Here is a 19,303-nt window from a genome sequence, read left to right on the forward strand (position 1 = left end):
CGGCTGCCTCGGCAGCAGTTCCCGGTGGCGTCCTGCCGTACCGACGGCCGTGTCGCCACGGCGAGCCGGGACCGCGGACGCCGTCCTCGATCGCCTCGGAACCGTATCGCCTCAGGCCTCTCCGTTCAAACACCTGTTCGAAGAAGTCGCCGTGTCGGCGTGTTCCTGTCGGGGGTGTGCGGTAGACATCGCCCAGACGTTCCGTTCGAACGCCTGTTCGACCACCCGGTACCGCGAGACCTCTGGAGCACCCCGATGGCCAGTTCGCAGCTCGAGCTCCCCGTGGCCGCCCCGGCCTCGATGGCGGTCGTGCTCCCGTTCCCGGGGGCGCGCCAGGTGGCGCACTCGCCCGGGTCCGTGGTGCGCGGTCGGCCTGCACCCCTGCCCCGGGCGGTTCGCCCTGCGGCGGCCCTGTGGGGTCCCGGGCATCCCGACGTGCGCCCTGGTCGGCGGGTCGGCGTTGCGGGCGGGGGCGCCGCCGGCTGCGCGAGGCGCACGGGAGGGGGCGGCGGTGGGGCCGCCTCGGGTAGACAGGCGCCGTTGCGGCTGACCCGGCGCGGGCGGCGAGTGGTCGCCGGGCTGTCCATCGCCTTCGGGGTGTCCGTCGCCGCGGCGACGTTCGCCGCCGAGTCCGGCGGCCCCGGCGGCGGCCTCGAGCTGGCCGGCTCGACGACGGTCGTCGTCCAGTCCGGGGACACCCTGTGGTCGATCGCCGGCGAGATCGCGCCGGAGGAGGACCGTCGCGCGGTCGTCGACGCGCTCCTGGACGTGAACGGCCTCTCCGACGTCGACCTCGTCCCCGGTCAGGTGCTCGAGCTGCCCTGACCGGCGGCGCACCGGTGTCCACCTCGGTGCGAAGGGCCCGACCGAGGCGCCGGTGGTTGTGGCGGGAGGGGCTCCGAGGGGCGCCCGGGTCAGATGCGGAAGACGACACGCTCGCCAGGGCTTGCACACCTGTAGGGGTGGTCGTACGGTTCCACCACAACATCTAGTAGTTACAGAGCTGTAAGCCATCCACAGTCGTTCCACACGTTGTCCCCGGCGCATCCACCGGATGTCCCCGGCCCAGTCCACAGCACGGCCATCGGGTCGGGGCCCGGTCACGGTGTCACGACGCCGCGGCGAGACCCTGCGCGACACCTCGGGAAGGAGGAGATCGACATGCGTTGTCCCTTCTGCCACAACCCCGACAGCCGGGTCATCGACTCGCGGGAGACCGACGAGGGGGCGACCACCCGCCGTCGACGCTCCTGCCCGGGCTGTGGACGCCGCTTCACCACGGTGGAGGAGGCGGTCCTCGCCGTCGTCAAGCGCAGCGGCGTGAGCGAGCCCTTCGCCCGGGGCAAGGTCGTCGCCGGGGTGCGGCGGGCGTGCCAGGGGCGGCCGGTCGACGAGCACCAACTGGCCCTGCTGGCCCAGCAGGTCGAGGACGCGGTACGCGCCACCGGCTGCGCCGAGATCCCCAGCCACGAGGTCGGCCTGGCCATCCTCGGCCCGCTGCGCGATCTCGACGAGGTCGCCTACCTCCGCTTCGCCAGCGTCTACCGCAGCTTCTCCTCGGTCGCCGACTTCGAGAAGGAGATCGCCGAGCTGCGCGCCGCACCGGCCCGGAGCACTGCCCGCGCCGGTGACGCGCCACCCGTCGAGCGCGACGCGGTCGACGGCGACCAGGAGACCCCCGCGACCGGGAGCCCCGCGACCGGGACCACCACCCGCCGGCGAGCCCCCGAGCGGCCGCGACCGGCCGACACCGGCAGCGCCGCCGGCCCGTGAGAACTGTCCGACCCCTCCGCTAGACAGGTCTCGACGAGGAGACCGCACGACCCGGCTCCGGCACCCGCCGGCTTCCCCAGCCGCTCCGCCCGCACCACCGCACCAGTCCGACCCAGGGAGCCCTCGCACGATGACCGAGACAGCTGACCGCCTCACCACCAGCCGGAACCGCCGCACCGCCAAGGCCCCCAGCCGGGGGAAGGGCCTGAAGGTCAAGCGCGTGTTCACCACCGCGGGGGTGCACCCCTACGACGAGGTCGTGTGGGAGCGCCGCGACGTCGTCATGACCAACTGGCGGGACGGCTCGATCAACTTCGAGCAGCGTGGGGTCGAGTTCCCGGCCGAGTGGAGCATCAACGCCACCAACATCGTCACCACCAAGTACTTCCGGGGTGCGGTCGGCAGCTCGCAGCGCGAGACGAGCCTGCGGCAGCTCATCGACCGGGTCGTCCTGACCTACGGCGCGGCCGGCCGTGAGCACGACTACTTCGCCAGCGAGGGCGACGCCGAGGTCTTCGAGCACGAGCTGACCTGGATGCTGCTGCACCAGGTGTTCAGCTTCAACTCGCCCGTCTGGTTCAACGTGGGCACGGCCTCCCCGCAGCAGGTCAGCGCCTGCTTCATCCTGGCCGTCGACGACCAGATGGACTCGATCCTGAACTGGTACCGGGAAGAGGGCCTGATCTTCAAGGGCGGCTCGGGTGCCGGGCTGAACCTCTCCCGCATCCGCTCCTCCAAGGAGCTGCTCTCCTCCGGTGGCACCGCCTCCGGGCCGGTCTCCTTCATGCGCGGGGCCGACGCCTCCGCGGGCACGATCAAGTCCGGTGGCGCCACCCGCCGCGCGGCGAAGATGGTCGTCCTCGACATCGACCACCCCGACATCGAGGAGTTCATCGAGACCAAGGCGCGCGAGGAGGACAAGATCCGCGCGCTGCGGGACGCCGGGTACGACATGGACCTGGGCGGCAAGGACATCACCAGCGTCCAGTACCAGAACGCCAACAACTCCGTCCGGGTCAACGACGAGTTCATGCGCGCGGTCGAGGAGGGCACCGACTTCGGGCTGCGGGCCCGCGGCGACGGCTCGGTGATCGAGACCGTCGACGCCCGTGAGCTGTTCGGCAAGGTCACCAAGGCGGCCTGGGAGTGCGCCGACCCGGGCATCCAGTACGACGACACCATCAACGACTGGCACACCAACCCCGAGACGGGGCGGATCAACGCCTCGAACCCCTGCTCGGAGTACATGAGCCTGGACAACAGCTCGTGCAACCTGGCGTCGCTGAACCTCATGAAGTTCCTCAAGGACGACGGCACCTTCGACTCCAAGAACTTCGTCAAGGCCGTCGAGCTGATCATCACCGCGATGGACATCTCGATCTGCTTCGCCGACTTCCCGACCGACCCGATCGGCGAGACCACCCGGGCCTACCGCCAGCTGGGCATCGGGTACGCCAACCTCGGCGCGATGCTCATGGCCACCGGCCACGCCTACGACTCCCGCGGCGGGCAGTCCCTGGCCGCCGCCATCACCTCGCTGATGACCGGCACCGCCTACCGTCGCTCGGCCGAGCTGGCCGGGGTCGTCGGTGCCTACGACGGCTACGCCCGCAACGCCGACGCCCACGCCCGGGTCATGCGCAAGCACGCTGCCGCCAACGACGCGATCCGCCCGGTCGGCGCCGACGACGCCGACGTGCTCAAGGCCGCGACCGCTGAGTGGCAGGAGTGCCTGGCGATCGGCACCGAGAACGGCTGGCGCAACGCGCAGGCCTCCGTGCTGGCCCCCACCGGCACGATCGGCTTCATGATGGACTGCGACACGACCGGCATCGAGCCGGACTTCTCGCTGGTCAAGTTCAAGAAGCTGGTCGGCGGCGGCTCGATGCAGATCGTCAACCAGACGGTCCCGCGGGCGCTGAAGAGCCTGGGCTACCAGGACGAGCAGGTCGAGGCGATCGTCGAGTACATCGCCGAGCACGGCCACGTCGTCGACGCCCCGAGCCTGCGCCCGGAGCACTACGAGGTGTTCGACTGCGCGATGGGCGAGCGGTCCATCTCCCCGATGGGCCACGTGCGCATGATGGCCGCGGTGCAGCCGTTCATCTCCGGCGCGATCAGCAAGACGGTGAACATGCCGGAGTCGGCGACCGTCGAGGAGGTCGCGGACATCTACTTCCAGGGCTGGAAGATGGGCATCAAGGCGCTGGCCATCTACCGCGACAACTGCAAGGTCGGCCAGCCGCTGTCCGGTGGCAAGGGCAAGAACGACGGCACCAAGGACGAGGCCCCCGTCGCGGCGGCCGCCCCGGCCACCGCGCTGGCGCACCCGGTGCGCAAGCGGCTGCCGAAGAAGCGGACCAGCGTCACGACGTCGTTCAGCGTCGCCGGTGCCGAGGGCTACATGACCGCCGGGATGTACGAGGACGGCAGCCTGGGCGAGGTCTTCCTCAAGCTGGGCAAGCAGGGCTCGACCCTTGCCGGTGTGATGGACGCCTTCTCGATCGGGATCTCCCTGGCCCTGCAGCACGGGGTGCCGCTGGAGACCTACATCCAGAAGTTCACCAACATGCGGTTCGAGCCTGCCGGCATGACCGACGACCCGGACATCCGGATCGCCCAGTCGGTGATGGACTACATCTTCCGTCGCCTGGCGCTGGACCACCTGCCGGTGGAGAAGCGCGCCAACCTGGGCATCTTCACCGCCGAGGAGCGATCGGCCCAGGTCGCCGGCTCCTACGGCACCTCGGCCTCGACCCCGGCGGTCGAGGAGGACGACGTCGACCTGGAGCAGCTGCGCGGCTCCGCGCCGATCGAGACCGCCAAGGTGGAGGAGAAGGTCACCCCGGCCGGCCCGACCTCGATCAAGGAGGCCCACTCCTCGGCCGAGCTGCTCGAGCTGGTCACCGGTACGGCCACCGACGCGCCGCTGTGCATGACCTGCGGCACGAAGATGCGCCCCGCCGGCAGCTGCTACGTCTGCGAGGGCTGCGGCTCCACCAGCGGCTGCAGCTGATGGCGAGGCTCGCCGGGATGTCCTGCGGCTTCTCGCGGAATGTCCCGGCGGGCTCGCCGGAATGTCACCGCGGCTTGCGGTGACGTTGTGTATCAACCTCGCCTGACGGCGCGATCTTGATACAAGGCTCCACTTGCCGCCCCGGCCCTCTGAAGAGGGCCGGGGCGGCTCCCTATGCCCATGTGGGAGAAGAGAGGCCGGTGACCCAGCCCCCGTCACCGCCACGGTCACGACCGGTCGCGGCCGGCAGCAGCGCCCGGGTCGCCGGCCCGCGCCGGCCACAGACCGGCGGGCGCGTCGCCGGGAAGGCGTACGCGCCGATCGCCCCACGGGAGGCCGGCAGCGACGAGTCGCGCTGGCCGCACCGCGACTACTCAGACGTGCAGCCGCGATCACTGCGCGAGGCCTACCAGTGGTGGCAGCAGATTTGTCGCGGCGTGCCGCCGCGCCGCCGCTCCCGCGGGTGGGAGCAGCAGCAGCTGGCCGAGGAGTCCGGCATCGCGCTGAACACCGTGCAGCGCATCGAGCGCGGCGAGTGGGTCGCGGCCCACAACCTGTTCCAGGTGTGCTCGGTGCTGGACCTGCGGGTGGAGCAGACCGTCGACCTCGACGACCCGGCGCAGGCCTTCGGCAAGGGCAGCGACCCGGACCGGGACCGGCGGCTGGCACGCCCCGCGGCCACCGATCGGGTCGCCACCCGTGAGGAGGTGCTCGCCGGCCGCACGGTCATCGCGGCGCTGGCCCGCCACCACAACCTGACCGAGCCGCGCGTGGACGACGAGGGCACCGTGTACGTGCGCAGCAACGCCTCCGGGGTCGCCCCGCTATGGCGGTTCGCATCCGTGGTCGCCCAGACCGTCGGTGCGTGGGTCAACGTGTCCTCTGACGAGGGCGAGGCCAATCGCCATGAGGCGCAACCGCTGTGACCGACGAGGAGATGACGGTGTCGAGCAAGTCCGTGCAGCTCAACAAGCGCTGGACGCTGGGGGAGCCGCTGGGCGCCGGTGGGTACGGCCAGGTCGTCTCGGCCATAGGTGAGGACGGCACTCTGGCGGCTGTCAAGCTGGTCCCGAAGAGGCCCGGCGCCTCCCGCGAGCTGCTCTTCGTCGACCTCTCCCTACCGGGTCAGGCAGTCCGCAACGTCGTCCCGGTCCTGGACTCCGGCGAGACCGACGACTCCTACGTCATCGTCATGCCCCTGGCCGAGGAGTCACTGCGGGACCGACTGAAGGCCGTCGGTGGCCCGCTTCCGCTCGAGCAGGCACTCACGGTGCTGACCGACGTCGCTAGTGCCCTGGCCGACCTCGATGGTCGAGTGGTCCACCGGGACCTCAAGCCGGAGAACGTGCTCTTCGTTGACGGCAGCTGGTGCCTCGCGGACTTCGGCATCTCCCGCTACGCAGAGGCCGTCACCGCGACCGAAACGCACAAGTCCGCAGGGTCCCGCGAGTACTCGGCCCCGGAGCGCTGGCGTCTTGAGACGGCGACCGCTGCGGTCGACGTCTACGCCCTCGGGGTCATGGGCTACGAGCTGCTCGCCGGTGAGCTGCCCTTCCCGGGCCCCGACTTCCGCGACCAGCACCTGCACGGCACCCCGCCGCCACTGCCGACGGCGTCACCGCGACTGGCCGCTCTCATCGAGGAGTGTCTGTACAAGTCGCCGCAGGCGCGACCAGTGCCGGCGAACCTGCTGGCTCGGTTGCAGAGGGCCGCCGACACCACGCTGACGCCAGGCGCAGCGGCGCTGGCGGGCGCGTACCAGCAGGTGGCGGCGCAACGTCGGACGGAGGAGGCAGCGGCCTCTCGCGCGCGAACCGAACAGGAGCGCCGGGAGGGGCTGGCAGACGCGGCCAGCCGGTCACACGAGCGCACGTCGGCGACGTTGCTCGAGACCGTCATCGACCTGGCTCCCTCCGTCACTGTCACCCGCCGTCCCGAGGGCTGGAGTGTGGAGCTCAACAACGTGCGGTTCGGCTTGTCCAGCCCGGTGCCCTTCGACGGCGAGAGCTGGGGCGACTTCAAGCCGGCGATCGACGTCGTGGCCGCGTGCACCGTGAGCATCGTCATCCCCCGGGGCAGCTCGGGCTACGAAGGGCGTAGCCACTCGCTGTACTACTGCGACGCCCAGCGTGCAGGCCAGTACGCATGGTTCGAGACGGCGTTCATGGAGACCCCGGGCGGCCGGAGCCGCCGGCAGCGGGGTCTGGACCCCTTCTCCCTGCAGCCTGGGGAGTCCGCTGGGGCGGCACTCTCCAACGTGATGGCGGAGACGCAGGTCGCCTGGCCGTTCACAGAACTGGTGACGGGCGAGCCAGAGGAGTTCGTTGACCGATGGGTCGGATGGTTCGGGGACGCAGTGCAGGGGCTGCTGTCGCGGCCGATGATGATGCCCGAGCGGCGCCCGGAGGGCACGTGGCGTCGCTGATGGCTGGGCCACTGTTGATGGGTGCAGCGCTGCTGCCGTGGGGATGAACCTGCTGCGCCCGGCGGCGGCGTGAGGTTCAGCGAGCTCGTCGCCACCGAGCACCGCCAAGACGACGACTGGTTCGACCCGGTCCTCTCGGAGGACACGCCCCTCTATGTCGACCCGTTCCTCGTCTTCAACGACGACGACCCGATCTTCGCCGGTTCCCACGACGACGTCATCGGGTTCTTCACGCTGTGCCGCGACCTGGTGCGCACCGCCGGTGGGAACACCGCGTCGCCGTACTGGAGGAAGGCGCTGCGGCTGCTGACGTTCCCCGAGCCGAAGGAGTTCGCGCTCGGCATGTCGATGGGCTCGCCCAACGGTTCCGGCACCGGACCCGACTTCGCAGTGGCGATGGCCGAGGCGCTGGAGATCATGACCCGGGCCGTGGAGCGCGGGGTGGACTACGTCGACGTCTTTGCCCTGTTCGTGCCGGGCCTGGGCGTCGACCGGATCAGCGACATGCTGTGCAACATCCTCAAGGCCCGGTTCATCGCGTACACGCAGGCCGTGTGCACCGATCGGGGCATCGGGACCGAACTGATGACGGTCCGCAACGCGTCCTGGCAGCCGACCACGGGCCGGTGGTCTGATGCCCGGGCGTCCCTGCCCCGGAGCCCGGTCACGAAGGGCGCGGTGCTGCTGACCCCGGAGCGGTTCCTGCAGGACATCCCGCAGCGGGTCACACCCGATGTGTTCTGGTCGTGGGCGGACGCGCACGTGGCCCACGACCTGCGGGCCGACCTCAACATCGATCTCGCGGAGGCCCTGGACCACCGGGGTCGCGTCGAGGCAGGGCGTCGGCTGGCCCGGCGCAGCCCCGAGAGCGCGTTCGAGTTCGTCGATCAGGTCGCCGCCGACGACCACCAGCCCTACGACGTCCGCGCCGACCCTGCCCTCAAGGTGGGCTGGTACGAGCGGGGGCGGGCGATGGCCCAGCGGATGGCGACCGACGCCGGACCGCTGCCCGAGCCGACGACGGAGGATGAGTTCTGCGCCTGGGTCGGCACGCTCGTCGACCGGTTCCAGCACGCCGTCGAGGACACCGACGCGTGGCGGGCGCTGTGGAACGACAACTACACCAAGCCGCGGCAGGAGAAGATCGTCCAGGCGGTCGCCGGAGTGCAGTGGGTCGAGGCGTGCCGCGCCTCCGGCATCGACATCAGCCGTGAGGCCAACGTTGGCCGCGGCCCCGTCGACTTCAAGTTCTCCGTCGGCTGGCAGCACCGCGCCCTCATCGAGGTCAAGCAGATGCACAGCACGAAGCTGGTTCGAGGCGCCGAGGCGCAGCTGCCGCAGTACCAGCGCAGTGAGCAGATCCGGTGCGGGTACTACGTCTGCGTCGGGTACACAGACGACGACTTCGACCCCCGCCGCCTCGACCGGGTCAAGAGGACGTGCGAGACCTTGTCAGCGCAGTCGGGCTGGACCATCACCCCGCGGTTCATCGACGCCCGGCCGAAGCAGTCAGCCTCCAAGCTGTAGCCGCCGTGTGCGCTCTCGGCGGCGGGGCCGCCGCGGGGTTGGCAGGTAGTCGCCTCGGGCGGCGCTCTTCCTGTGGTGGCACCGCCCGCAGAGCGTCACCAAGTTCGACGGGTGGTTGTTGCTGTGGTCCCCGTCGTAGTGGTCGACGTGCAGACCCTGCCCTCCCGGCGACCACAAGTTGCAGCTCTCGCAGGCATCACGGCGGAAGGCCAGGTGAACCTGCCCGCTGTAGCGGAGGAGCGGGGCCATCTGCTCGCCCACCGGGGCAGCTCGCCCCGCTCTCAGTCCCTCGCGATGCTCCTCCCCGTGGGCGTCGTAGCAGCGGCCTGACCCCGTCAGGTGCAGATGGAGACCGCAGCAGTGGTAGTGCTGCGCCCTCATCCGCTTTCGGCAGTGGTCGCACCGGCCGGTCTCGCAGGCCCACGTTGGGGCGGCGGCATCGGTGATGCGCAAGATCGGCATGCTCCAGCCGATGCGTGGGTCGACCAGGTCCGTCGAGGCTCCCGTCAAGGCATCGTCTACAACGGCGGTCTTGCCGGCGGAGGTCACCGCGTGGATGAACTGCTCAGGGGTCAGGTCCGCGATCCACAACGTCTGGCCCGTGGGAAGCACGGTGCGGTAGGTCCGAACGTCGGGCACCTGTACGTCCTGCATCCGGGCCTCCCCACCTCGTAGCTTGGTCGGAGCAGTGAGAGGCCGCGGACCAGTCCGTGACCTGTCGAGTCGCGGCTGCCGCTGTGCGGCCGTTCGTCCGCTGAGCCCAGAAGCCGAGCAGGTCAGCGGACGGCTCGTCTCAAAGCCTTACGGACCACGTTGGACTGATGGGTGTCATGAGAGCTAGGTGCCGTCGGGCGACCTCACCCGGATGAGCGACGGCAGCTCACCGGTGCCTCGCTACCGTCAGACCGTGCCGTTCCCGCCGCGTCCCGAGGCGTGTGTTCGTTCTGAGCTTCAGGGGTCGGCCAGCCCTCGCCCGAACCGGCAGCTGCAAGATCGAGTGGAGAGCTACATCGTCGAGCAGTACCTCGCTGGGCGGAGCCTGCGCGTCCTCGCTGAGTAGACCGATCGCAGCTTCAGCGCTGTGCGCAAGATCCTCGACCGACGTGGTTCGGCGCGAAGGAAGACTGGGGCGCCCCGGCTCACCGACGAGACCGCCGGCGGCGGCTCGGACATCTGACCGGCAGAGGGGTGTCCGATCGAGCCGAGGCCTCCGCGATGCTGGGTAGGAAGATGGAGTGAGCGCAGCAGAGGACACCGCCGAAGCCCTGGTCGACGTCTGGTCGGAGGAGGTTCGGCGGCTGGTTCCCGAGGTTCAAGCAGTCCGTGAGAAGTACGACCGCGACAGCCGGGCGATGGACCGAGGCGACTCCTGGCCGCCGCTCACTGAACGGGACATGTTCGCCGACTGGCGACGGCTGTGGGCCGCGCAGCACCACCTTGTCTGGGCCGCTTACCAGCTGGAGAGGTGGGTCGCGCGCCTGGCCAGGGAGCGCCGCAAGAAGGTGCCCAAGCCGGACTCGGTCCTAGCGGACCTGCGGAACGCGCTTGAGCACCTTGACGAAGCCGCCCTCGACGAGTCAACCGCGACGGCGACGGACAACCCCGCGCGCACCACGTCACTGCGCAAGCTGCCCGGGAGCCAGTTGGTCATTGGCGTTGGCGGCAACCCGCGCCAACTGTTCGACCTGATCGACTCTGCTGAGATCGAGCAACGGGCGTGGGAGCTCACAACGAGCACCGACCGTCTGGAGGCCGAAGGCGAGGCGTGGGCACAGGAGTTGATGGGCAGCGGGGAGTGGCCGTCGGCCGACGATGAACCGCGCTGATCCGACAGTGCCCTCGGGTGCCGGTTGCCAGACACCGGACGGTGGCAACCGCGTCGAGCGCTTCGTCACCCGCCGCGACGTCACGGCACCGGGCGGCCTAGCCGGCGCAGCTCGACCGGGGAGAGGTCTAGGCCCGTTGCACGACGGCTTCCTCGCCCGTGTCAGGAGCGCGCCGGTCGTCCCGGTGATCGGTGACATCCCGCTAGTGCCGGCGCATCGGCAGGTGTCCTGAGCCGGAGCGCGGTCGTTGGCCTGTCAGCTCGACGTGGACGCGTCCGGGGTGTCCCACAGGACTGTCAGGGACAGCACCTCGCCTTCTACGGAGTCGACGACGGCCAGGCGAGCGATGTCGCCGTCGTGGGCCTCTACGAGGTCGCCGGCGGCCAGGGCCACCGGCGGCGAGACTCCCGACGTCTGGGCCAACGTGGACCCGTCTGGGCTGAGGTGGAAGTCGACCTGAACCCGGGCCTTCGCGGCGTCCCGTGGCGGTGCTGTGTGATGCGTGCGGCCGAGGAGTTGGTGCAACAGGACGTCGTACGACCACCCATACCGGACTGCCGCGACGGCGTACCGGTCTCGGACAGTGGAGTCATCGACCTTGTCCAGGAGAAGTCGGATGTGTCCCCACGGCAGGGCATCCAGCGGTGGGGTCGCTGCCGGGTCTGGCCAGGCCTCGGTGAACTTCTGCATGTAGCGCAGGTTGACCGCGGAGAGGCTGGTCATCTGTGGGAACCGCGCCCGCAGGTCAGCTCCCAAGCGCTCGATGACCTCAGCGGACCAGTCGTCGTTCCGTCCCTGCAGCAGGGTGCGTCCGATCGCCCGGAACAGGTTGAGCATCTCCGCGTTGGCGGCCCGCATCCCGGCCAACTGCGACGCCTGCACCTGCCGCTGCAGGTCGACCAGCAGGTGCTCGTAGTCGGTGGGTGGCGGAGACGCAGTCGCGGCCATGAGCGCGATGGTGCCGTAGGGCACCGACAAGCGGCGCCGGGGCCGCAGCCAGACACCGTGGGCAACGACCGATAGCCCCGGTCCCGGCGTCATGGCTGACGCAACGGGCAGGGCGCTGGCAGCTAGGGCTCGGGTTGGCGAGAGTGAGTCATGAGCATCTGCCGTGAGCCGCTAGAGGCTCTGCGTACTGCGGTTCACCTTCCGCTGTGGGCGGGGGCATGAGCGAGGTCACGGTCGGGCAGGCGGCGGGGAGTGCCGGCGTGCCGGTGGCGGTGCTGCGGGAGCTGTGCGAAGCCGGGAAGGTGACGGCACGCAAGGGCGAGCGGGGTCACTGGTACCTCGACACCTCGAACGTCCCCTCCCGGGACTGGGTCCTCGGAGCGGTCCGCCAGCAGTACCGGGAGGACGTCGTCCAAGCTCAAGAGGCGATGGACCGCTTCGCGCGGGAACTCGAGGCGGTGCAGCTCGACCTCAACGAGGCGGCCGAGGACACCACCGGACGAGGTCGGCTCGGCAATGACCTGCGGTCGATCAGCTCGGCGGAGGGACCGTTCAACCGGGCGCTGCGCGCCTTGTCCTTCGACCTGCTCGGTTTGGAGATGACTCACCGCTCGTTGCGGGACATCTCCTGACTACTGCTCCTCAACGTGCACCGGTCACAGGCAGGGGCGCTCCTCGATGAGGTAGAACTCCGGGTCGCCCGGGATCAGCTCCGCGGGGCCTGCAGCGGCCGGCCGCCCGTTGTAGGTGACCAGCTCACTGGCCGTCTCCGTGGTCGAATCCTCGGCCGCCATGTCGACGGTGACCGACTCGTACTCAAGCAGCGTCCCGACCGAGTCGGTGATGCCGATGGTGAGCACGATGCTGGCACCGGCCGGCGCCCGGTTCGTCCCGGTGGTGGCGAGGGTGAACCAGTAGCCATCGAGCCCGTCGTCGGTCGGCCGGATGTCGAGGACCTCGGCGCTGACGTCGATGTCGGCCTCGGTGGCGCACCGCGGTGTCGGCGGCTCCTCCGGTGGCGCTGCCTGGATGACCGGCGGAGGGGCCGGTGCCGGCGAAGACCCAGAACCGCTTCCGCCAGAGGTGACCTCGCTGAGCGTCAGCTCACCACCGAGGACCGGGGGAGGGGTGGTTCCGCACTCGTTGTAGTAGTGCCTGGCGATACCCAGGTTGCTGTCCCCGGGGTTGGCGTCGTACCACTGGGTCAGCTCGCTGCATGTGCCGCCGGTGCGCGCCAGCTCCAGCTCGACGTCGGCGAGGCGGGCGGGGTCGCTGATCGCGTAGGGGTTGGCCGGCTCCGGTGCAGGCGCCGTGTACTGCGGCAGGTAGCTGCTGGCCGAGGAGTAGTCCGGTTCTTGGTCCTCGCCGCAGCCGGTCAAGCTCACCACCGACAGCAGGGCCGACGCGGTGAGGAGGCGCCGCCGCGCGGCACGTAGGCGGCGGTGGCGCCGCATGCCAGGCCGGTTGGCGGCTGGGCTGGTCATGGTCACTGCGTCCCCGCTCTCAAGACCGGGCGCAGCAGCCCGAGCGACGCCAGCATCATGCAGGTCGCCTGCGTTGGGCGGGTGGAGAACTGGGTGAGTCCGACCACATCTGGCTTGGCTGCAGCACGCCATCACGTTCCCCGACCCTGAGCCGTGGACCGGGGCGGTCCGCCAGCTCAGGGGCCGGGCCTCGCCGGACGCTGATCGGCGACGGTGGCCCTCCGTAGACTGGCGGTGGCCCTCCGTAGACTGCGGCAGCCCCGCACGACCCGCACGATCGGTGCGCTGGGCAGGGAGGGGACCCAACCACATGTACTTGAGTCGCGTGCACGTTCGTGGCCTGCGCGGGGCCGCCGACGGAGAACTCGAGATGCACCTCCCCGGCCGGTTCGCGGTCCTGGCCGGCGCCAACGCTGCTGGGAAGACGACCCTGAGTGAGGGCATCTACCTGGGGCACGCCAACCGCTTCCCCCGGCTGCCGAGGCAGTCAGCTGCCGCCCTCGGAACTGGCGAGCGCGACGTGACGGTCGAGTACTCATACGAGGCCGACGCCCGCACGGAGGGCCCCCTGGGCAGGCAGTTGCAGGGCCAGACCGGCCGCACCGCTCCCGACACGGTGGCCGCCACTTGGTCCAAGACGCTCTCCCGCGACCTCGGCACGGTGAACGCCAAGCCCCTGATGCGCTCTGAAGAAGCTGAGTCCAAGACCTACCTCGTCCATTTGCCGGCCTGGCGCAACCCCCTGGACGAGCTCGCGCGCCGCGAGACCCGCATCCTCGTCGAGCTGTTGCGCGCCCAACAGCAGAACCGGGGCCGCGGTCGCGACCTCAGCAACCTGCGCGGGCGAGCGTCCGGCCTGCTGGAGAACCTGGCTACTGACCCGCTGCTGCAGCAGCTGGAGGGACGGGTCGCGGAGCACCTGCGCGCGCTGTCGGGTGGGGTGGCCCGGAACTGGCCCTACATCCGTGGGCAGGTGGCCGACGACCGGTACCTCGCCCGCGTGCTGGAGCTGATGCTGGCAACGGCCGAGGGCAGGGAGTTCGCCCTGCCGTTGGAGGTGGTGGGCCTCGGGTACGTCAACCTGCTGCACATCGCGGTCACGCTGGCCGCCATCCCCGACGCCACCGAAGCTGCCGCAGCCGAGGCGAACCTCGCCGCGGACGACGACCGCGAGTCAACGTCGCCGGCCGACGGTGACCCTGCCACCCAGTCGGAGGATGAGCAGGCGGAGGCTGCTCGCGAGCTACGCCAGGCTCAGGCCGAACGGGAGAGCACCGAGGACTCCTTCTTCCCCAACGGGCCGTTCCACGTCACCGTCGTGATCGAGGAGCCCGAGGCGCACCTGCATCCGCAGCTGCAGCACTCCCTGGTGAGGTACCTCCGGCGGCAGGTGCGTGAGCGTCCGGAGCTGCAGGTCATCCTGTCCAGCCACGCGACCGACGTGATCACCTCCTGCGACCCGGAGGAGGTCGTCATCGTGCGGCGCGACCAGCAGGGACGCCGCGTCTGCCGCGCCGTGGCGGACATCGACATGGTCGATAAGCAGGAGGTGCTGCGGAAGACGCGGCTGCACCTGGACGCGAGCCGGTCGGCCTCACTGTTCGCTGACCGGCTGGTCCTGGTTGAGGGCGTCACCGAGGCGGCGGTTCTGCGCGAGTTCGGGTGGGTGTGGGCCGGCGACGACATCGACAAGCAGGCGTTCATCGACGCCCTGACCGTTGTGCCGATGGGCACGAAGGTGGGTCCGTGGGCGGTGCGGCTGCTCGCGACCCGCGGGCAGGAGCTCTGCACCCGCCTGGCGGTGCTGCGGGACAGTGACCTGGACTTCGACGAGACCCCCGAACAGCCGGTCTGGGCTCCGGACCACGACTCTGACGTGGTGCTGATCGAGCACAGTCACCCGACGCTCGAGCCGGAGCTGACCCGCGGCAACGAGGTTCTGGTCGCTCAGGCGCTCGCTGACGCGGGGATCGAGGTAGCGGCGGAGGTGACGGCGGAGACGGTGCACGAGCTGTTCCGCAGCAAGCGCACCCGCGGTGGTGTCACCATGCCCGCCGGGGCCGCAGCTCGGCGCAAGGGCGAGTTCGCCATGTCCCTCGCCGGCCTTCTTCGGGACGCCCGCGACGGCCTGGATGTCCCAGTCGTCGAAGTGTTCGGCGTCTTCGTTCCCGATCCGCTGCAGCGGATCTTCGCTCACCTGTACGAGGGTCTACAGCCGCCCGCTCCCGCTACGGTGAGCCCCGGGGAGCCGGAGGGTGAGGCGCCCTGGTGAGCATCGTGCTGACTCCCGCTGGCGCGATCGGCGGTCTCACCGACGAGCAGCAGCTCGCTGCCGCGGCCCGTACCAAGAACGTCTTCATCGAGGCCGGTCCGGGGACAGGCAAGACGACGGTGTCGGCTCACCGCTTCGGTGTGCACCGGTTCGCCCTGGGGCACGGGTATGACCAGCGGGCCATCGTCGCGGTCAGCTTCACGCGCGCGGCGACGTACAACCTTGCCCGGCGAGTGCAGCGGCTGTGGGGACCGAGTGCGCTGACCTGGCCGCACCGCATCGTCACCCTAGACACGCTCATCTGCGACCTGCTGCACGACCTGCTGCGCAATGGGCTTCTGGTGTGGCCGAACACGGAGACGATCTGGGCGGATGGCGACATCACGCTGGACATCCACGACAGCTGGGCGCGGTTTCGGAACAGCACGCCGAATCAGACCAAGTGGAGAGATCGCCACAAGGCGACCAGGCACCGGTTGACTCTGTCCGGACGCCACGTGACGGTGCAGGAGGAGCTCAACACTGACCCGTCCCGGTCGGTCTCCGCTGCCGTGACCATCCCGCTGCTGCGTGCGGGGAAGTGCACCCACCAGGAGGTCCGTGACCTCGTCGGTCTGGCGTTGCAGGACCCATCGTGTGCCGCTCGTATCCGGCAGCGGCTCGCCACCACCATGCGGGCGCTGATCGTCGACGAGGTCTTCGACGCCAACGACCTAGACATCGCCTTCATCGAGACGGCCATCGCCGCCGGCATCGCCGTCACCCTTGTCGGCGACCCGTGGCAAGCCCTGTACGACTTCCGCGGCGCCCGCCCCGCGCAGGTGATGGCGCTGCTGCAGCGCGCCGACTTCCGCACGCTCCAGCTGACCCGCTCCTTCCGGTGGCGCGACGACAGTCAGCGCGACGTCGCGCTTGACTTGCGCGATGGGCAGGGCGTCGTGCTCCCGGTGGTGAAACCGGGCGACGGCACAGGGAAGCTCGATGTCGTCCTCGCCCCGTGGTGGCAGGACCTATGGGACCTCGACGGCAGCGTCCTACCGCTGGCTTTCCACGGGTACAAGGGCAACGGCTACGAGGAGGCCGCCGCAACCCTGCTGCTCAACCACGTCACGCGCAGCATCCTCGACATGGACGCGACGTACCTCAACGACGCGCTGACCGCGCTCGACGTGGGAGACCACGACCCTCCCCGTGAGCTCGAGCCGGGCCTTCAACGGGTGGCGGAGTTGTTGCGCGTGGGCGGCAAGCAAGTCCTCAACTCCGCCTACGACGAGCTGAACCGCCTGGTCAGCACTGTCTCGGAGCGAAAGTTCCGAGCCGCACATGGAGCGCACACCAAGCGGTTGGCCCAAATCCAGGAGCGGCTGGTCTACCCCGGCCGCCCGGTGCCTGGGCTGACGACCCACCAGGCGAAGGGCAGCGAGTGGGATTCGGTCGGCGTACGCCTCAACGATGACGGACGTGCAGCCCTGGCCAGCGGTCTGTCGCCCGAACACGAACGTGACCGCAGGCTCTACGTGGCCTGTACCCGGGCACACCGGCGAACCGTCGAGGTCGAGCCGCCCCCGACGCCCCTCAAGAAGTCCAAGAGGAAGTCGAAGAAGCAGGCCTAGCGGCCGTTGGTCAGCGCTCCCGTCGGCCGGCCCGGCGCCCGGGGCGGGTGACAGCAGCCTGGTGCTAGCGCGCGGGCGCCTATTCCGGCAGCCGCCGCCCATCGTTGATACAACGGCCGCATGACCATGACATGTTCGATGCCCTCGTGCGACTACGTCGCCCCCAACGGACCGCGCATCAGCGGCCCAGCGCTCGCGTCGCTCAACGCGAAGGTCCGATCGTCCCAGCGGAAGGGCGACGTAGCCGGTCGGCAGATTGCGCAGGCCGCGCTGCATGCGCGCCTGGCCGGTCTGCAGGTACCGGTCACCCGGTGTCCGCGCGGCGACATCATGCTGACGGAGGAGAACTGACGCCTCACCGAGCCGCCAGGGGGAGCGTTCGCAGCACGTCGGCCGTGGGTCGTGGGAGCGGCCTACGGCCGGACAGGAGAGCGCCGTCGCGCACCGGCTGCCAGGGTGTGGCGGTGACCACCAGCAGCTCGTTCTACCTCGGCCCCCGGAAGTCCCGACTGCCCGTCAAGACCTGGGACGACGTCGTTGCTGCGGCCGCTGCCGGCGTGCTCGACGAGAACCACTGGGTGGAGCTGAAGCAGGCGGTGCCGGCGGCGAATAAGCCCGCGAACCTCGAGCTGGCTAGGGACCTGGCGTCGCTGAGCGTCGACGGTGGCGTGTTCATCGTTGGCGTTGAGGACGCCGGTGGCGCAGCGGGTGCTGTTGTCGGCACGCCGCTAGAAGGTCTTCGAACCCGGATCACCCAGGTCGCCAGCATGCGCATCGACCCGCCGCTGTCGGTCGCCTTCGACGTCTTCCCCAAGCCCGGTGATCCCGACGTCGGTGTGCTTGTTGTCAGTGTGCCGGCGAGCGAGGGCGCCCCGCACCAGGTGGACCAGCGCTACTGGGGTCGCAACGACCAGGGCAAGCGGGCGCTGGGCAACGATGAAGTCCGTCGCCTGCTAGCTGACCGCCAGGCCCGTTCGGACGGGTTTGTAGACCGCTTGCGAGAGGTGTCGGTGCGGCTGGACGGGGAGAACCTGTCCGACCGCGGACGACTGTTCCTGCTGCTTGAGCCGGGTGCGGAATCAGGTCAGCCGGTCACCGACCTACTGGCCGGCAAGATCCTCCTGCAGGTGGCTGGCGAGGCGCGTTTGTTCGAGCCGCAGTGGTACCCGTCCTTGTACTCGATCCACAACAACCTGGCCCACCCAGACGGACTGGCGGCTACGTCCTGGCTGCCGGACGATGGTCCCAGCAACAAGGACCCGCTCTCGATACTGCTCACCGACGAAGGCAGTCTTCTTATGGCTTGCCCGGCCGTGCAGCTCTACGGCCGGGAGGTCGACGCGCCGGCGGTGGTGGTCACCGGACACGTGCTCGAGACTCTGCACTCCGCCGTCGCGCTCGCCGCCTACGTCGCGAACGAGTACACCGGCTACCAGGGCATTTGGCGCGGGGGAGTGCTGGTGACCGGACTACGAGGTCTACTGCCCAGTCAGGCCTACAACGAGATGACCTTCCAGCGGTTCGCGCCGTACCCGGTCGATGAGTACGTGATGACGACGGACACCAGCACACGGGAGATGACGGAGGCAACCTCGGTCGTGGTGGAGCGCTTGGCCAAGCGGCTCCTGCGCGGGCTGGGAGTCGTCAACCGCTTCTTGCCGTACAGCGACCCGTCGGACATCGCGCGGCGACTCTGACGTCCCTCCGCCTACTCCGCGCGGACGATTGACCGCGCACGGGAGGCCGATCGAGGTGAAGGAGGAGACCGGCCAGTTCGGTCTGTGGATGTCAGGCGGGAAGCGGGACGCGAGGGTCAGCTGCTGGACGAACGCAGTCGACGCCACCGGGCCGGCCGCTCGTCGGGCAGCTGCTCAAGGTGACCCAGCTCTGTCAACCGCTGGAGCAGCTTGTGTACGTTCGGCCGCTGCAAGCCGGTCGCGGTCTCGACATCAGCGGCCGACAACCCCACCGGCGAGTCGAACCCACCGAGCGCCAGCACCTCAAGCTGCCGCGGCCCGAGACCGCCGCGGGGGGCATCCGCCCTTACCATCGACTGCTCGAACGTGGCGGCTGCCCGGTCGCCAGTGTCCTCGGCATGTAGGTCGGCCAGCCGAGCACCCAGCAGTGTGAGAGCCCGGCCGATGGAGACGAGTGCGTCGGCGAACGCCAGTTCGCGCGCCCGATCCGGAGCCGTCGCACCGCCTTGCCGGTCTGCGTCTGTCACGATGTATCAAGGTAGTTGACGAGCTTGACAGTTGATACGCAATGTCAGTACCGAGTCTTGGAATGAGACTTGGACGAGTCTCGGCAGCTGACCCCTGAACCGGGCAGTCCCCTCACCGGGAGAGCCCGGGCCGGTTCGATCGAGCGAGGCCCCGCACGGAGTGATCCGTGCGGGGCCTTGCCGTCTCCGGGCACA

General features: G+C 69.8%; 16 protein-coding genes. 12 read left to right on the plus strand and 4 right to left on the minus strand.

Going from position 1 to position 19,303, the window contains the following annotated elements:
* Positions 1-540 precede the first annotated feature (540 nt).
* The 6 genes from O2W53_RS13590 (at position 541) to O2W53_RS13615 (ending at position 8,741) form a co-directional block, all read left to right on the plus strand.
* Positions 541-825 (plus strand): LysM peptidoglycan-binding domain-containing protein, encoded by a 285-nt coding sequence (locus O2W53_RS13590; RefSeq protein WP_269163577.1) that lies wholly within the window; start codon positions 541-543, stop codon positions 823-825.
* 336 nt (positions 826-1,161) lie between these two features.
* Positions 1,162-1,773, plus strand: coding sequence for a transcriptional regulator NrdR (gene nrdR, locus O2W53_RS13595; RefSeq protein WP_269163578.1), 612 nt, complete (start codon positions 1,162-1,164; stop codon positions 1,771-1,773).
* 130 nt (positions 1,774-1,903) lie between these two features.
* Complete coding sequence (locus O2W53_RS13600; RefSeq protein WP_269163579.1) at positions 1,904-4,789, plus strand: vitamin B12-dependent ribonucleotide reductase; 2,886 nt, start codon at positions 1,904-1,906, stop codon at positions 4,787-4,789.
* A 200-nt stretch (positions 4,790-4,989) separates the two neighbouring features.
* Entirely contained in the window at positions 4,990-5,715 is a 726-nt protein-coding gene (locus O2W53_RS13605; RefSeq protein WP_269163580.1) for a helix-turn-helix transcriptional regulator, read from the plus strand.
* Between the two features lie 17 nt (positions 5,716-5,732).
* Complete coding sequence (locus tag O2W53_RS13610) at positions 5,733-7,214, plus strand: serine/threonine-protein kinase (protein WP_269163581.1); 1,482 nt, start codon at positions 5,733-5,735, stop codon at positions 7,212-7,214.
* A gap of 69 nt (positions 7,215-7,283) precedes the next feature.
* Positions 7,284-8,741: a hypothetical protein gene (locus O2W53_RS13615; protein ID WP_269163582.1), complete on the plus strand. Its 1,458-nt coding sequence runs from the start codon at positions 7,284-7,286 to the stop codon at positions 8,739-8,741.
* On the opposite strand, the gene O2W53_RS13620 is transcribed toward O2W53_RS13615, so the two are convergent.
* Positions 8,724-9,395: an HNH endonuclease gene (locus tag O2W53_RS13620; protein WP_269163583.1), complete on the minus strand. Its 672-nt coding sequence runs from the start codon at positions 9,393-9,395 to the stop codon at positions 8,724-8,726. The two genes, O2W53_RS13615 and O2W53_RS13620, sit on opposite strands and share 18 nt — an antisense overlap.
* Before the next feature lie 581 nt (positions 9,396-9,976).
* Here O2W53_RS13620 and O2W53_RS13625 point away from each other — a divergent pair.
* Positions 9,977-10,567, plus strand: coding sequence for a hypothetical protein (locus O2W53_RS13625; protein ID WP_269163584.1), 591 nt, complete (start codon positions 9,977-9,979; stop codon positions 10,565-10,567).
* A gap of 255 nt (positions 10,568-10,822) precedes the next feature.
* Here O2W53_RS13625 and O2W53_RS13630 read toward each other — a convergent pair whose 3' ends face one another.
* Complete coding sequence (locus tag O2W53_RS13630; RefSeq protein WP_269163585.1) at positions 10,823-11,515, minus strand: DUF1016 N-terminal domain-containing protein; 693 nt, start codon at positions 11,513-11,515, stop codon at positions 10,823-10,825.
* A gap of 218 nt (positions 11,516-11,733) precedes the next feature.
* Here O2W53_RS13630 and O2W53_RS13635 point away from each other — a divergent pair, with 218 nt between their 5' ends.
* A complete protein-coding gene (locus O2W53_RS13635; protein WP_269163586.1) occupies positions 11,734-12,147 on the plus strand; it encodes a hypothetical protein in 414 nt (137 codons plus the stop codon).
* Between the two features lie 24 nt (positions 12,148-12,171).
* On the opposite strand, the gene O2W53_RS13640 is transcribed toward O2W53_RS13635, so the two are convergent.
* Positions 12,172-12,999 (minus strand): hypothetical protein, encoded by an 828-nt coding sequence (locus O2W53_RS13640; protein WP_269163587.1) that lies wholly within the window; start codon positions 12,997-12,999, stop codon positions 12,172-12,174.
* A 310-nt stretch (positions 13,000-13,309) separates the two neighbouring features.
* On the opposite strand from O2W53_RS13640, the gene O2W53_RS13645 reads away from it, so the two are divergent.
* From O2W53_RS13645 to O2W53_RS13660, 4 genes are all read left to right on the plus strand, one after another.
* Positions 13,310-15,271 (plus strand): ATP-dependent nuclease, encoded by a 1,962-nt coding sequence (locus O2W53_RS13645; protein WP_269163588.1) that lies wholly within the window; start codon positions 13,310-13,312, stop codon positions 15,269-15,271.
* On the plus strand, positions 15,268-16,884 hold the full coding sequence (locus tag O2W53_RS13650) for a UvrD-helicase domain-containing protein (protein ID WP_269163589.1): 1,617 nt from the start codon (positions 15,268-15,270) through the stop codon (positions 16,882-16,884). Before O2W53_RS13645 ends, O2W53_RS13650 begins: the two co-directional genes overlap by 4 nt.
* Positions 16,885-17,004: 120 nt before the next feature.
* Positions 17,005-17,235 (plus strand): hypothetical protein, encoded by a 231-nt coding sequence (locus O2W53_RS13655; protein WP_269163590.1) that lies wholly within the window; start codon positions 17,005-17,007, stop codon positions 17,233-17,235.
* A gap of 113 nt (positions 17,236-17,348) precedes the next feature.
* The gene (locus tag O2W53_RS13660; protein ID WP_269163591.1) at positions 17,349-18,581 is read left to right on the plus strand and encodes an AlbA family DNA-binding domain-containing protein; all 1,233 of its coding nucleotides are present in this window, start codon (positions 17,349-17,351) and stop codon (positions 18,579-18,581) included.
* A 116-nt stretch (positions 18,582-18,697) separates the two neighbouring features.
* Here O2W53_RS13660 and O2W53_RS13665 read toward each other — a convergent pair whose 3' ends face one another.
* Positions 18,698-19,108 (minus strand): MarR family transcriptional regulator, encoded by a 411-nt coding sequence (locus O2W53_RS13665; RefSeq protein WP_269163592.1) that lies wholly within the window; start codon positions 19,106-19,108, stop codon positions 18,698-18,700.
* Between the last annotated feature and the right edge of the window lie 195 nt (positions 19,109-19,303).

Origin of the sequence: Modestobacter sp. VKM Ac-2978 (assembly GCF_026968025.1) — a bacterium.
Lineage (GTDB): Bacteria > Actinomycetota > Actinomycetes > Mycobacteriales > Geodermatophilaceae > Modestobacter.

Bases quoted from the DNA above. Each gene is read 5' to 3' on its own strand.
- O2W53_RS13630 (WP_269163585.1), bottom strand. From the start codon at position 11,515: ATGGCCGCGACTGCGTCTCCGCCACCCACCGACTACGAGCACCTGCTG.
- O2W53_RS13600 (WP_269163579.1), top strand. From the start codon at position 1,904: ATGACCGAGACAGCTGACCGCCTCACCACCAGCCGGAACCGCCGCACC.
- O2W53_RS13640 (WP_269163587.1), bottom strand. From the start codon at position 12,999: ATGACCAGCCCAGCCGCCAACCGGCCTGGCATGCGGCGCCACCGCCGC.
- nrdR (WP_269163578.1), top strand. From the start codon at position 1,162: ATGCGTTGTCCCTTCTGCCACAACCCCGACAGCCGGGTCATCGACTCG.
- O2W53_RS13645 (WP_269163588.1), top strand. From the start codon at position 13,310: ATGTACTTGAGTCGCGTGCACGTTCGTGGCCTGCGCGGGGCCGCCGAC.
- O2W53_RS13655 (WP_269163590.1), top strand. From the start codon at position 17,005: ATGACCATGACATGTTCGATGCCCTCGTGCGACTACGTCGCCCCCAAC.
- O2W53_RS13620 (WP_269163583.1), bottom strand. From the start codon at position 9,395: ATGCAGGACGTACAGGTGCCCGACGTTCGGACCTACCGCACCGTGCTT.
- O2W53_RS13635 (WP_269163586.1), top strand. From the start codon at position 11,734: ATGAGCGAGGTCACGGTCGGGCAGGCGGCGGGGAGTGCCGGCGTGCCG.